We start from the raw sequence: 14,897 nt of genomic DNA, 5'->3' as shown, positions 1-14,897 counted from the left end.
CTCAGCGCAGCTCATCTGGACGCCGCAGCGGCGGTGCCGGTGCCGGTGCCGGCTGCGGGCACCACCACGAACGGCGCATTCGGCAACGCACCGAACGTCGACGGTGCGTACAGCGCTTCGACCCGCGTCGGCGGCAGGCCGAACGTGCCGACGTTGTTGAGCCGCACCGTGTACTCCACTGAGAGTTTGCCCTTCGGCAAGTAATCGTAGTACGCCCGGTAACCGTCGAAGCCGCGTTCGATAAACGCGGGCCACGCCTGTTGATCGGCGTTGGCTGCGCTGTTTTCTCCCTGGGTTGCTGCCTCCGAATCGCGTCCGAGGCCCGAGCCCAGGATCGTTGCGCCAGCCGGCACCGGATCGTTGACGACCACCCAGGTCATGTCGGTCTGCGCGTCGATGTCCAGATGCACGCGCACCACATCGCCTCGTGTGTAGACGCCTTTGACGGCTGGGTCGATCGGTGTGATCGTTTTCGTGATGCGATAGCCGGCTGCGAAGGGAGCTTTTAGCGGCACTGCGGCGAGGCTTTCGATAGTCGCCCACGGTTTGCCGGTGCCGTCGTGCGTCAGCGTCAAAGGCGATGCTGTGCCCTGGTTCGCGGGCGGCCACGGCAGAAGCTGGCTATGGGTGTCCTTCGTTTGCGTGATAGGCGTGGCGTGTATAGCGGGCGTCGCAGGTGTCGCGGACGTAGTCGATCCTGCTGACGTCACAGCATTTGTCGCACTCGCTGGTGTGACTGCCGTGGCCGGGAGCGCGCTCGCGACCGCACCCGCACTCCACGAAACCGACTTGTCGAGCGCGCCGAGTTGCACCCGCGTTTGTCCAGTCACCGGTGTGCTCTCGAACACCTGCGAGAACCGTTCGACCGCGAGTGACCCCCACACGTTGGACGTCGTCGTCTCCCACGCACCGTTGCGTTGCAGCGCGAGCAAACCGGCGACGAGGCGCGGCATCTCGTCTTTCCACGCAGGCGAATCGACAAACGTCAGCGCGGTGCGGGCCGCGTTGTCTTCGGTGCTGGTCATGAGCCACCACAGGTCGTCGTTCGCCTCGGTCGAGAACGTGAGGCGCGTGCCCTGATACGTCAGGCGTGCGCGCAGGATCTGTTCGAGTTGCGCGAGCTTGTCGTCGCGTTGAGGAATGCCCGGTACACGCGACAGGATCGCGTAGTAATCGAGCACCGCCGAGGTCGGCCACTGGTTCGGCGCAATCTCGATCGACTCGAGCATGCCCGGCTGTGCCATCCCGAACCGCGACAGAGCTTCGAGTGCTTCGAGCTTGCGCAGGTCGAGATCCTTGCGCGGCGCCCAGATATCGCGCTGGATCTTGCCTTCCACAAAACTCACGAGGCCCGCTTCGAGCTTGCCGCGCAGATCGTCGGGCAGTGTGAAGCGCGGATCGAGCTTCACCGTTTCGTCGCTGACGGCGAGCAGATACGCAGACAGCGTCGTACTGCCGTGGTTGCCGCTGTCGTCGCTCGGTGGGAAATAATTGGCGAGGCCGTCGCGGTCGAGATAGACCGGCATTTTCGCGATCACTGCCTGCCATTGAGCCGGATCACGCAGACCGATGGCGCGCGAAGTCTGCTGCTCGAGGCAGTTGTACGGATAGCGCTCGAAAAAGCGCCGCACGCCGGGCAGGCCATCGGAGAGCTTCGACTGCAGCGATACTTCGATGCCGCCGCGAATTGCCCCGGCCTGGGTCGTGCTCGCATCTGGCGGTGCGGCCACCGGTAACGACAACGTGCCGTCGACTTGCGCAAGCGTCGCCTGCTGGACTGTCACAGGCACGACCGCGGTCACATGCTGCGCGATCTTCAGCGCGTCGCTGGCATGCGGGCCGCCTTGCTCGGCGGCCGCCACGTTCCACGTGAGCGCGCCGGATGGGGTATCAGCAAGGCCATCGGGCGTCGTGACGGTCCATGCGATTTCTTGCGCCGAATCCGCGGCGAGATCCACCGTTTGCGCGGCGAGCGTCAAGCCCGGCACGTTTGGCGTGAAGACCACTTTCATCGCGCGGGCCGTCGTATTGCGAACGGTGAACTGCGCGCGGAACTGATCGCCTTCGCGTACGAGCGGTGGCAGACCCGAGATCAGTTGCAGATCCTGAGTGCTGCGAATCGATGTGCTGCCGGTGCCGAACGTGCCCGGACCGACCGCCGCGATCGCGACGATCCGGAAGCTCGTCAGCGAATCGTTGAGCGGCACGTCGAGCGACGCTTCGCCGTTCGCGTCGAGCGTGACGCGCGGGTTCCACAGCAGCAGCGTGTCGAACAGTTCGCGGGTCGAGCTATGGCCACCACCGCCGCCCGCTGGCACCGCCTTACGCCCGAAGTGACGGCGCCCGACGATTTCCATCTGCGCGGTCGATGTCTCCACGCCGTAGGCGCGCCGCTCGAGCATCGCATTGAGCACGTCCCAGCTCTGGTTGGGCATCAGTTCGAGCAGCGCTTCGTCGACTGCGGCCACGGCGATTTGCGTTCCCGCGGGCGCGGGCTTGCCGCCCGGCATCTGAACGTGCAGCCTGATGTGCGCCTTGCCGCGCACCGTGTAGGATTTCGCATCCGGGGTAACCGTCACGGCGAGCTTGTGCGCCGCCGTGCCCACCTTGATTTCGGCCATGCCGTAGCGGAAGGCCGGCTTGGACAGATCGACGAGTGGCGTCGGCGCTTCGTATTGACGTCCCTCGTACCAGAACGCGCGCGCCCATTCGAGCGGCGCCTTCCAGCCCCACGTGAAGAACGAATACCACGGTACTTCGTGAATCCGTCCACGCAATGCGAGCACCGACACGTAGACGTTCGGCCCCCACGCCTCGTTCACCTTGAGCTCGACGGTCGGATCCTTGCCGTCCAGTTGAACCACATGCGTCTCGAGGATGCCTTCGCGTTCCACCGCGACCAGCGCGGTAGCGAAGCGGAACGGCATGCGCACCTGGAAGCGCGCGGTGTCGCCCGGTTCATAGGAGCTCTTCTCAGGCAGCACGTCGATGCGGTCGGTGTTCTCGCCACCGAACCACAGCTCGTCTTCGCGCGTGACCCACACCGAACTGCTTGCCGTCGATACGTTGCCGTCGCCGTCTTTGGCCGTGACGACGAGGTCGATGTTGCCTGCATCGCGCAGCTTCGCGTCACAGGTCAGCAGGCCGTGATCGTCGCTCTTGCCGCTGCATAGCGAACCGAGATCCTTCGCCTCGGTATGGTTGTCGTACGCGTAGAAGCCGCCGACCATGCGCTTTCTCGACGTGGTCGTGATGCGCGCGTAGCCGTGCACGTCGAGCGCCACGCCGGCGCGCGGCTTGCCTTGCAGGTCAACGGCGAGCGCCTTGACCGGTACGGTGTTGCCAACCGAAACCCATTGCCCTGACTTGATGCCGGCAACCACTGCGGCGGGCCACAGTGTCGCGCCGCCGGAAAGCGTTTGCACTTCGCCGTTCGGATCGGCAAACGTCGCTTCGAGTGCGAGGCGTTTGGGCGCGTCGACGTGCGGCAGATTCTTCAGTGTCAGACCACCGGAGCCGTTGCGATCGAGCGTGAGCGCTTCCTTGTCGGCGATCAGCTTGGCGCCGTCGTCGGCGGGTTGCTGTGTGTCACTGTCTTCGTCGTTGGCGTCCGAGGTGTCGTCGCCGGTTTGCGGTGTGTAGGGCGTGAAGCTGAAGTCAGGGAAATTGTCAGTGAAGTCGAGTGCCGTGTTCTTGAGCAAGGCTGACACCTGCACCGGCAGATTCGATGCAGCGCCACCCGAGACGTAGTCGATCTGCACGGCAAGCGGGGCCTGTTTCGCGGCAACCAGCGGATGCGTTTTTTCGTCACGCACGGCGATCGTGCCTTTGAATACCGGCAAGCGGAATTCCTCGACACGGAAGCTGCCGGACTCGTAGCTCATCTGCGGTGCGGCGCCGCTGTCGTCGCTGTTGTCTGCGTTATCGCCGGCGTCGCTATCGTCACTGGCGTCATTGCTTCCGCTACCACTGTTACCGCTCACGGCTCCAGTGGGAGCCTTCGCGTTCGGATCGCCGTCGTCGAGCGTAACACTGTATTCGCCCAGTTTCGCTGCCACCGGGATCGTGAAGGTCGAATCCGCGCTGTGGTCGGCCGCCCATTTGAGCGGCAGATGATAGGTCTGGCCGCTGCCGAGATGGCGAATCGTCACCCGCGTCGGATACTTCTGCGGATAAGCGAAACCAAGCAACGTCTCGACGCGGATCAGATGCTTCATCGACACTGTCTCACCAGCGCGCAACAGCGTCCGATCGAAGACCGTATGCGCGCGGACGGTCTGCTCGATGCTGGTGTCGGTCGGCACGTTGAAGCGCCAGGACTCGATGCCGCGATTCCAGTCCGAGCGCACGAACGCCATATCGGGGCCGGTCTTCGGGTCGTCGACGCGCGCCGAGACGAAGAAGCCTTCGAAGCTCTTTTCGCCGCATTCCTTGAGCGCAGCAAGCGGTTTGTCGATGGTCAGCACGCCGTGCGCGTCGGTCTTGCCATCGGCGAGCGGGGCGCCGTTGCAGTCGCTCACCTCGATGGTGGCATTCGGCACCGGTTGACCCTTGTCGAGCGAGGTCACCCACACCACGCTGTTCTCACGCCCCTGCTTGAAGTGCACGCCGAGGTTGGTGACGAGCACGGCAGTGCGCACGTACATCGGCGCTTTTCTGCTCAACAGCGAAGCGCCGAGCGCAGGCGAGGCCAGTTCGATCACGTAGAAGCCTGGCTTCGTCACCGGCACGCCGACGACTTCGAATGGCCTCAGCGCCTGCGGGTCTTCCTTGGGCAGCGCGAGCGTCTCCACGCCGCGCTGTCCCGCGAGCAGCGACAGCGAACGGATGTCGATCTGGGGGTCTTTCTTGTTGTCGTCGCTGGACTCATCCGGCGAGCGCGGCACGTACACCGGGTTCTTCACGTGCTGCAGCAGTCCAGGCATCAGCGAGTCGATGTTCGAACGGTTCATCGAGTAGCCGTCGAACTGGTCGACAAGGCGCATCCAGTGTCGGATATCGGTGTCCGCGTCGACGCGCAGTTTGCTGAATTGCGCGTTGCCGGCATTGAGACCTGCCACGTGCAGATCCGCTTCGACGTTGCGCAGCGTCACGGGCACGAGCGCGGGCATGTCCGGTTCAGCGAAGCGTTCGATGATGCCGAAGGTCCCCGACGAGAACTTGGCGAGCGGCGGCATCGGCGCCGTGGTGGTCTTGAGCGGGAACAGATCGGCGTTGGTGAGCGTGCGGCCACTGACGTCTTTCAGGTTTGCCGGGATGTCGATCGTGAGTTCTGCGTGTTCGGGCAGCGGCGCCGCGAAGTCGACCGTAGTTGTTTCGGAATCCTTGTCGTCAGGTTTGAAGGTCGGCGAGATCGTGCCGCCGGGTCCCTTGAGCGTGAGCTTTTCGGCGTCGGCGCGGCTGATCGGCGCATTGAAGCGCACTTCCACCGGACGCAGCGGTGTACACGGCGCCTTGGCGTTTTCACGCTCACACGAAAAGCTGGCGGCGAACGGGTCGCGTACGGTGTAGTCGAAACGACGCTCGACGTCATTGGCGATCCCGCTCGGGCTCGCCACGCCTGCTCCATACACCAGTTGCATCTTGGCGGAGGAGGGCAGCGTCTGCTGACACTGAAGCGTCAAGATGCGTGCCGCATCTTTCTTCAGGTGAAAGTGTTTGAGCAGAGCGGCACGCGCCGCGTCGTCGAGGTTCTTGACGGGGATACGGTTACCGAGGCCGCTCGATTCGCACCACACATGGTCGTGCACCGACGCAGCCGTAGCCGGCCCGTTGAGCGTCAGGACGAACGCCTGATCTTCTTCGATCTCGCCGGAGTCCGGACGTATGTCCTGCACGAATGGACCGCCGGTTTCAAACGCGTAACGATGCGGGCCGGTGATGGCGTGGCTGGCAACGGACTTCAGTCCGTCGTTGAGATCGACCTTGCAGCTCACACCCGGTGGCAGGTCTGCGGCAAAGTCCCATGCCCAGGTTTTTTCGTCGATCCAGCGGGCCTGGCCGTTGCTCGCGGCGGCGTCGTTGCAATGCACCTGCGCGGGAGCGGGGGCCGCGGCCGAACCGAACGCGATCATTGCTTCGTCGAACTTGACGACGACCTGTCTGACCTGCGTCACCTTGCCTTGCGGTGAGACGCTGGTGATGCGCGCTGCATCGGCTCGCCATGTGGATGCGCTTAGCACGCCGAGCGCTGCTACCGTTGCCCACATCCACTTCCGTCTGAGGGTGCCGCTTCGCATCGACCATGCTCCTGTCGCTTACAGAATGCTGGCGATTCTACCGGACGATTATCAGTATCCCCAACCTTGTTAAGTGTCAGAAGTTTCCGATGGGGATCGTGGAGGTGGAAGGTGATTCGGAGAGCTTGATGCACCTTGGGAAGCGGTGCACGTGGACCATCTGCGCGGCGTTATCCGGCTATGCCTCGACGCCGGTACGAAGATGCCGCCGGCTTACCGTGCGCAGGTAAATCAAAAGACCGGACCCGGCGATACCCAGGCTCGCCATGTTGGCGAACCAGAACCCGCGTGCGCCCGTGAGCCAGACAGGTATTGAGCCGCCAATGTCGAAGCCGAGCAGATACCCGCCGCCCAGCCCGACGCCCCACAGCGCGACCGCATAGATCACAGTCGGGATGACCGCCACCTTGTAGGCGCGCAGTACGAAGGCGGTGGTCACCTGCAGCGAATCGAACACGTGATAGAAGACCACGATCAAGACGAGCGGCATGGCGGCTGCCGCGACCTGTGCATTGGGCGTATAGCCTTCGATGATGAGCGGCCGCAGCGCCAGAACGATCGCCCCATAGCTGCACGCGATCATCACCGCCATCAAGATGCCGTGGCGTGACAGCGTGCGCGCCGCTTCTGGCCGATGCGCGCCGAGCGCCTGGGCCACGAGTGTGGAGGTAGCGATACCGATCGACAGTGGCGTCATGTACAACACCGCGCCGACGTTACCGGCGATCTGATGTCCCGCGAGCGTCGTCGTGCCGAAGCGTGCGATAAACAGCGCCATGAACGTGTACGAGGTGACTTCGATCAGATACGAGAGTCCCATCGGAATGCCGAGCTTGAGTTGCGCGACCTGACGGTGCCACTCCGGCCAGCAGAAGCGCGAAAAGATCCCAAAAGGCTTGAACACATCGATCCTGCTCATCAGCAGCATGCCGACGATCGCGAGCATCCAGTTAATGCCGGTGCTGGCGAGCGCGCATCCCGGACCGCCGAGCGCCGGCACGCCCAGGCCACCGAAGATGAACCACAGGTTGAGCGGAACCTTCAGCAGCAAGGCGCCAATCTGCAGGATCATCACGAGCCGCGGTTTGCCAACTGCATTGGCGAGCGAGCCGTAGACGCGAAACACGAGACCAGCCGGCAAACCGAACGCGAGGATCTGCAGATAGGCGAGCGTGCGTTCATACAGCGCGGCCGGCACCCGCGCGAGATGCAGCAGCGGGCCGGGGAAATACAGGATCAGGAAGCCGATGATCATCAGCGCGAAGGCGAGCCATAGCGACTGGCGTACCTGCTCGCCGATCTCAGGGTACTGGCGCGCGCCATAGAGTTGGCCCGCAATCGGCTGCAGCGCGGTGAGGATGCCGGTCAGGCCGATATAGACCGAGATGTAGATCGACGAGCCAAGGCCGAGCGCCGCGAGATCGACTGCTGAATAGCGGCCCACCATCGCCGTATCCATGACGCCGAAGGCGATGATGGCCAACTGGCCGATCAGCACAGGCCACGCGAGCCCGGCGATTTTGCGCACATCGGCGAACATCGTCAGTCCGCAGAGGCCGCGGCGCCGCGCTTCGGGCGCCAGGCGCGGTGTGTGACGGGCGGCTTCGGGCGGTCGATACGCACATACAGGCGGAAGCGTTCGTCGCGGTCGGCAACCCGGCGGCCTTCCCAAACCAGCTTCCAGACGAAGTTCGACATCGAACTGGGCTCGCCGTAGTCCTGGGTGTCCTGGCGCAGGATCACATCGCAGTCTTGATCGAACGCGAAATGCATGTGACCGAAGTAGGCGAACGTCGCGATCTGCGCGTTGCCGAGGCGTACCGGCGAGATGCAGCTATAGTCGTCAGGCAGGTGGCTGGCAATCTGCTCGGCCACATCCTTATAGGTCCGGCTGTAGTTGATGATGGGCAGCCACAGCGTCATCACCAGCACCCACATCAGCGTCGTGCCAGCGCTCGAGAGCACCACGCTGCGCCACAGCACTTTCGGATGACGTGCGAGGCGCCAGCGAACCAGCACGAACCAGCATACCGTCACTGCGACCGCACAGACGAACGAGATCATCTTGAACTGCGGAACGAACCCCGGCGCATAACGCGCCATATTTCGGGCGAGTGGCGCGGGGAAGCCGGTGAGACCCGCAATCCAGAAGAGCCAGACGGTGCTGCCGAGGATCGTGAAGCTGAGGAGCGCAAACCAGTCGATCGCATTGATGGTGCCGCGATTGAGCGTAGGCAGCGCGAAGGTCGCGAGCACCGCGAGGGCGGGCAGCAACAGCATGAACAGCAGGTTGGTCTGATGGCTCTGCAGCACCACGAGGATCAACAGCGGCGTGATCACCGAGACCGGAATGGCGACGTGCGGCGCACGCCGCAGACCGGACCAGCTAAACCACGACCAGATTGCCAGCGGCCAGGCGGGCCAGGTGAAAAGCGGCAGGTTTTTCAGCGCGTAGCGGGCCACCGAGCCGGGCGGGCCGGCGAAGGCGTTGAGACTCGTGCTCACCCATTGATTGAGATACCAGACGGCGTCGTCCGGGTAGGCGGAGAGGGCCGCTACCGGCCACGACAGCGACACCACGAGGGCAACCGGCAAGCCCGCAAGCATGAGCCAGCGCGTGCGTGTCTCGGGCACGATGATGGTCATGGCGAGCGTGCCCACCAGCAACGCGGCCACCAGCACGGGGTTGCTCGCCAGCGCGACGAGACCGAGTGCAAGACCCCATACCAGCGCGCCCTGGATCGGCTTATCGATCATCCGCACGAGGCCGTAGACGAGCATCGCGATGCAGACGAACTGCGCCAGTTGCGGCGTGGTTTCGTGGCCACGCTCAGCAAGGCCGAAGCAGGCGAGCAGGATCAGCAGCGCGCCGTCGGCGAGCGTGCGGCCGTAGTCACGCGGTTCCGGCTCGCCGCCGAATGCGTATTTGAACGGCTGAACCTCGGGGCGGCGGCCGAGCAGATAGGCCGCGTACCAGACGAACGCGCAGGCGCCGCAAAACAGCAGGCCGGTAAAGACGCGCGAAGCATTGCTTGCATCGACCCATGGCGCCAGCGCGCGGATCGAACTGGCGCCGAGCCAGTAGCCGAGCGGTCCGTTATCGGTGAGGTATTTGCCGACCAGGTTGGGAAACAGCCAGTCGTGCGCGTTGCCTTTGGCCATCGTCCACATGACGCCGAAACCGGCCGCATCCTCGTTCTTCCACGGATCGCGGCCGAACAGGCCGAACGCGGCGTAGATGATACTGAGGGTCAGCAACAGCCAGCGCGGCAGGGCGCTCGTGGCGGATGCAGTGAGGCGAACGACTGATCTCATGCGGATTTGTTGATCTCGGATAGGGGCGTCGGCCGGCGCGGGGCAGGGTGCCCGGCAGCATGGCCGATTCGCAGCATCCGGCATTGTAGACGTGGCGCAGCGCGCGCGTCACGACCGGTAACAGAGCGCAACGTTGTGCGAAGTGCTGTAACCATGCAGTGAACGTCCGGATAGGGCCATGGGTGGACGCGCGTGATGTCGTGTGGTCGTTGCGTAGTGGCAGCGTGGTGGCGGCCCGCTTGCCGTACGTCGGGTGACAAAGCCATTGACATTAGCAACGCCGGTGACAAAAAAGGGCAGCTTACGCTGCCCTTCTGTGCTGGTGCCTGAGCACCCGTCCGGCCTATGGCCAGCGACGACGCGGGTATTACTTCGCTGCCTTGCCGGTAGCGCGCGTGCCGAACTTCTTGTTGAACTTCTCGACGCGGCCTGCCGTGTCCATGATCTTTTGCTGACCCGTGTAGAACGGATGCGATTCCGACGACACTTCGATCTTGGCGAGCGGGTAGGTCTTGCCTTCGAATTCGCCGGTTTCGCGCGTCTGGATGGTCGAGCGGGTCACAAACTTGAAGTCGATCGACATGTCGACGAACAGGACTTCGCGGTAATCGGGGTGAATGCCTTCTTTCATGGTAAATCCTCTAGTCTGGCGGTAGCCAACCCGCGTGCAGTCGCAAAATCTCTACTGGATTCGCGAAAGCATTTTGGCGCGAGCCACTTGCCTAAGGTCGAAAAACGGCGATTATGCCAGAAAATCAGTTGGTTGACGACTTTTCCGGAGGTTTTTCGCCAGCTGGCGGGCGGTTTCGCTGTGTGGCGTGCCCGTGCCCGCGCCCCTGCTAGCCGGCTTGCGCTTGCAGAGCGCCTACGCGGGCCGGGTCCTGCCGGTAATAGCGGGCCAGCAGCCGGTATAGCTCGGGATACTCGGCCTCGAAGGCGTGGGGCTGGACAAATAGCGCTTCGCTGCAAACGGCAAAAAATTCCGATGGATGGTCCGCCGCGTACGGGTCGATCAGCGATTCCCGCTCGAAGCGCGCCCAGCGGCGTTCGGGGACCGCGTCGACGCGGTTGCAGAAGTGATCGTAGGCGTGGTCGAACACATCGGCCCAGGCGGCGGCATCGAGTGGAGCGTGCCAGCGCCGGAATAGCGGCGGGTGACCGTCGGCTTCGCCCGTCAGCATGTCGATCTTGTGGGCGAATTCGTGGATGACGACGTTATACGCGTCCGATCCGTCCGTCATCTGCGCGTCCTCCCAGGAGAGGACTACCGGGCCGCCTTCCCAGGCTTCGCCGCTGGCGTCGTGCTCGACCTCATGTACGACGCCGTCTTCGTCCTCGACCGTCTTGCGGATCACGAATTCGCCTGGATAGACGATCACGCCCACCCATCCGCGATACAGGTCCAGCCCGAGGTTCAATACTGGCAGACAGGCCTGGGCGGCGATCGCGGCGGTCATCGGGTCAGTCAGTTCAAGTCCGTGCGCGGTGGAGAATTCCTTCTGCGCGAGGAACAGGCTGCTCAGTTCGCGCAGCCGCACGAGGTCATCCGCGTCCAGATGGGCGAGGAAAGGCAATCCAGCAAGCGTGGCCTGCCAGAGCGGATCGTCGATCGCATGGTCGCGCAGCGCGCGCTCGCGGCGGCGCGAGTCAAACCAGTTAGTGAGTTTCGATAACATCGCTCAGTCGATCTGTTTTTGCCACGCGGCGAAAATTCCACCGCAGACCGCTACGCCAATCAGGTAATAGAAACCATCGAGCGAGGTCAGAAAGCTTGCCTGCTGCGCAACCGTCCGGGCGATCTGTCCCATCGCCAGTGCGTGCGCGTCGGCGAGCGAGCGGCCGCTCGCCGCGAAGCCGTTGGTCAGCACAGCGAGCGTGTTCTGGAACACCGGATTGAACGGATTGACGAACTCGGCGAGCCGCGCCTGATGCAACGCTTCACGGTGCTGTTCGATGATGATCATCGACGCCGTGGCAAACGAGATCGTCAATTGCCGCACGATGTTTTTGAGCCGGTAGCCGTGCGTGAATTCCTCGATAGCGAAGATTCTAAACGTCAGATTGGCAACCGGCAGCACGATAAACAGTAACAGCAGGCCGCGCAGCAGCAGCGGCACGAGCAGGGCGCTCTCACCGACGCCGGGCTCCATGCGCGTCATCCACGCCGCGGCGAAGGCGGCGAGCGCGAAGCCGGGCACGATGATCCACTTCTTGCGCGGCAACAGCTTCGAGTAGCGCAGATAGACGAACAACGCGCTGGCTGAAATCAGTGAGGTCACGCCGACGAGGCGCCCGGTGTTCTCCACGGGATAGCCGAGGCCGCTTTCGAGGAAACGTGAGATCAGATAGCTGAAAGCGGTCGATTGGTAGTAATAGAACATGTAGAGCACGATGCCGGCCTGAAAGGTCTTCTCGCGCAAAGCGTGCAGCCGCACCAGCGGGTTCGGTTCGTGCCATTGGTGATAAGCAAACCAGACGAGGGCGCCGACGCCGAGGATAGTCAGCAGGATCAATCCGGGCGAGCTGGTGAATAGCTGGAAGCGCAGTTGCTGCATGACGATTTGCAGTGCGCCTTGCGCGAACGCGAAGATCATATATGGCCAGAAGTGCGCCGAGCCGCGCTCTTCCGGCTGGCGATCGCCCGAGTCCGGCAGCGCGAGCAACACGAGGATGGCGAACAGAACGCCCACCGGTGCGGTGCAGGCGAACAGCGCGCGCCAGTCAAAATGCGCAACCAGTTGGCCGCCGACGAGCGGTGCGAGCGCGCTGCTCAGCACGATCAAAAGCAGAAAGGCTCGCGTGGCAATCGGGCGTTGTTGCGTCGTGAAACTGATCTGGATCAGGATGCGGCAGGTGCCCATCATCGGGCCGATGAAGTAGCCCTGGAAGCCGCGCGCGAAGGCAAGTTCGAAGGAGGTTTCGCACAGCGCCGCGGCGACGGCACCCGCCGAATACAGCAGCATGCAGCCGGCGACATAGCGACGGTAGCCGAAGCGCTCAACCCACCATTGCTGTTGCAGGATGCCGAGCACGGCGGCCACGGCATAGGCGCTCGAAGACCACACGAGTTCGTCGGGCGACGCATTGACGCCGCCGGCGATGTAGCTCGTGAAGAACGAGAAGATGGCGTTGTCGAAATAGTCGAGCCCGGTGACGACGGCCAGCACCCAGGGGAAGAAGTCGCCGCGCAGCTTTTCGACGCTGAACAGCGGCACGCGGGTCGACACGGTACTCATGCCGGTTCGTCCGGCGTTTTGGGTTTCTTCAGCGAACGCTTTGCGTGTGCTTCCCGGCGCTGTTTGAGCAGTGCATCGGCGTTTTCACCGGCGAGGCGCCGCTCGACGTAATCGAGGTCATGGGCGAGTTCGCCCTTCAGCGTTTGCGCTTCTTTCAATTCACGGCGCATGGCTTCAACGCGTGCGTCGAGCGCATTGATCTGTTGCGCGAGTGCGTCCCGAATCTCTTGCAGCGAGTCGGTGGAAAAGCGGTTGCTGCCGCTTTCATCCGGTTCGAGCGGGCGCTTGAGCATCTCGGTGATGCCGTGCAGGGAAAAACCTAGCGAACGCAGTCGCAGGATGCGGGCGAAACGCTCGAGGTCATCTTCGTCGTAGAGGCGGTAGCGCCCCTCGCTGCGCGTGGGCGAAACGAGCCCGCGTTCCTCGTAGTACTTGAGCGTACGCGGCGTGACGTTCAGTCGCTCGGCGGCGTCGCGCACGGTGAGCAGGATGGGGCGGTCCTTTGACATGAGGTTATGGCGCGGTTTGGAGGCGGTGTGCTTATTATAGTGCAACGTGAACGTTCACGTACAGGTTGAGGCGGCACTCTGCCGTGCCCGGCAGTGCATCTCACGCCAGGCAATCTGAGTCCGAAGGTGAGAAATTCGACGAGGGCGAGGGCAAGGGCGAAAAAAAACCGCCTGCGAAAAGACAGGCGGTTTTTGCGAGCGCGACGCGTTACGTACTACAACGTGCCGGCAATGTGCAGGCCGGCTATCAGCTGCCGCCGCCTCGACGCATCATGTCGAAGAACTCGGAATTGCTCTTCGTCTGACGGATCTTGTCGAGCAGGAATTCCATCGACTCGACTTCGTCCATGTCGTGAATGAACTTGCGCAGCACCCAGATCTTTTGCAGAACTTCCGGCTTGATCAGCAGCTCTTCGCGACGCGTACCGGACTTGTTCAGATTGATCGAAGGGTACACACGCTTTTCAGCCAGACGGCGCTCGAGGTGCACTTCCATGTTGCCGGTGCCCTTGAACTCTTCGTAGATCACGTCGTCCATGCGGCTACCCGTCTCGATCAGCGCCGTACCGATGATGGTGAGCGAGCCGCCTTCCTCGATGTTACGGGCCGCGCCGAAGAAGCGCTTCGGACGTTGCAGCGCGTTGGCGTCCACACCACCCGTGAGCACCTTGCCCGAAGCCGGCACCACGGTGTTGTAGGCACGAGCGAGACGCGTGATCGAGTCCAGCAGAATCACCACGTCGTTTTTCATTTCGACGAGGCGCTTGGCCTTTTCGATCACCATTTCGGCGACCTGGACGTGACGCGCAGCCGGTTCGTCGAACGTGGAGGCGATCACTTCGCCGGCCACCGAACGCTGCATTTCGGTCACTTCTTCCGGGCGCTCGTCGATCAGCAGCACGAACAGGATGACATCCGGATGGTTCTGCTTGATCGCGTGTGCGATGTGCTGAAGCATCACGGTTTTACCGGACTTCGGCGATGCCACCAGCAGACCGCGCTGGCCCTTGCCGATCGGCGCGATCATGTCGATGATGCGGCCGGTCACGTTTTCTTCGCCGCGCATCTCACGCTCGAGCAGCAGCACCTTGTTCGGGTGCAGCGGCGTCAAGTTCTCGAACATGATCTTGTGCTTCGAGGCTTCCGGCGGCTGGCCGTTGACCTTGTCGACCTTCACCAGCGCGAAATAACGCTCGCCGTCTTTCGGCGTGCGGACTTCACCTTCGATCGTGTCGCCGGTATGCAGGTTGAAGCGGCGGATTTGCGACGGGCTGATATAAATATCGTCCGTACTCGCCAGATAGGAGGTTTCCGGCGAGCGCAGGAAGCCGAAGCCGTCAGGCAGCACCTCGAGCGTGCCGTCGCCGAAAATCGTTTCGCCAGTTTTGGCGCGCTTTTTAAGAATGGCGAACATCAATTCCTGCTTGCGCAGGCGGTTCGCACTTTCGATCTCGAGGCCATTGGCCATCTCGATCAATTCGGACACGTGCAGAGTCTTAAGCTCGGATAAATGCATACGGAGAACCCGCAGGAGAAGGTGCGACCTGAAATGAAATCTGGGAGGAGAGTGAGCGGAACCGCTCAGGGACTTAAGCGTC

Annotated in this window: 8 protein-coding genes; all 8 read right to left on the bottom strand. The window is 62.9% G+C overall.

What is annotated here, in order from left to right; genetic code table 11:
* Positions 1–11: 11 nt before the first annotated feature.
* On the bottom strand, positions 12–6,239 hold the full coding sequence (locus tag BUS06_RS14145) for an alpha-2-macroglobulin family protein (RefSeq protein WP_074264828.1): 6,228 nt from the start codon (positions 6,237–6,239) through the stop codon (positions 12–14).
* Between the two features lie 178 nt (positions 6,240–6,417).
* The gene (locus BUS06_RS14140) at positions 6,418–7,779 is read right to left on the bottom strand and encodes an MATE family efflux transporter (RefSeq protein ID WP_074264827.1); all 1,362 of its coding nucleotides are present in this window, start codon (positions 7,777–7,779) and stop codon (positions 6,418–6,420) included.
* Positions 7,780–7,781: 2 nt separating this feature from the next.
* Positions 7,782–9,554 carry an ArnT family glycosyltransferase gene (locus tag BUS06_RS14135; RefSeq protein WP_074264826.1) on the bottom strand — a complete coding sequence of 591 codons (1,773 nt, stop codon included), beginning with the start codon at positions 9,552–9,554 and terminating at the stop codon, positions 7,782–7,784.
* A gap of 367 nt (positions 9,555–9,921) precedes the next feature.
* The gene (locus BUS06_RS14130) at positions 9,922–10,185 is read right to left on the bottom strand and encodes a type B 50S ribosomal protein L31 (RefSeq protein ID WP_074264825.1); all 264 of its coding nucleotides are present in this window, start codon (positions 10,183–10,185) and stop codon (positions 9,922–9,924) included.
* A 208-nt stretch (positions 10,186–10,393) separates the two neighbouring features.
* Positions 10,394–11,230, bottom strand: a complete 837-nt coding sequence (locus BUS06_RS14125) for a M90 family metallopeptidase (RefSeq protein WP_074264824.1) — start codon at positions 11,228–11,230, stop codon at positions 10,394–10,396.
* Between the two features lie 3 nt (positions 11,231–11,233).
* Positions 11,234–12,790 carry an MFS transporter gene (locus tag BUS06_RS14120; RefSeq protein WP_074264823.1) on the bottom strand — a complete coding sequence of 519 codons (1,557 nt, stop codon included), beginning with the start codon at positions 12,788–12,790 and terminating at the stop codon, positions 11,234–11,236.
* Positions 12,787–13,299: a MerR family transcriptional regulator gene (locus BUS06_RS14115; RefSeq protein ID WP_074264822.1), complete on the bottom strand. Its 513-nt coding sequence runs from the start codon at positions 13,297–13,299 to the stop codon at positions 12,787–12,789. Before BUS06_RS14115 ends, BUS06_RS14120 begins: the two co-directional genes overlap by 4 nt.
* Before the next feature lie 247 nt (positions 13,300–13,546).
* Entirely contained in the window at positions 13,547–14,815 is a 1,269-nt protein-coding gene (rho, locus tag BUS06_RS14110) for a transcription termination factor Rho (protein WP_074264821.1), read from the bottom strand.
* Positions 14,816–14,897: the final 82 nt, after the last annotated feature.

The organism is Paraburkholderia phenazinium, assembly GCF_900141745.1.
Taxonomy (GTDB): domain Bacteria; phylum Pseudomonadota; class Gammaproteobacteria; order Burkholderiales; family Burkholderiaceae; genus Paraburkholderia; species Paraburkholderia phenazinium_B.
Note: the sequence above shows the minus strand (reverse complement) of the source record. Positions and strands in the feature narration are given on the sequence as shown.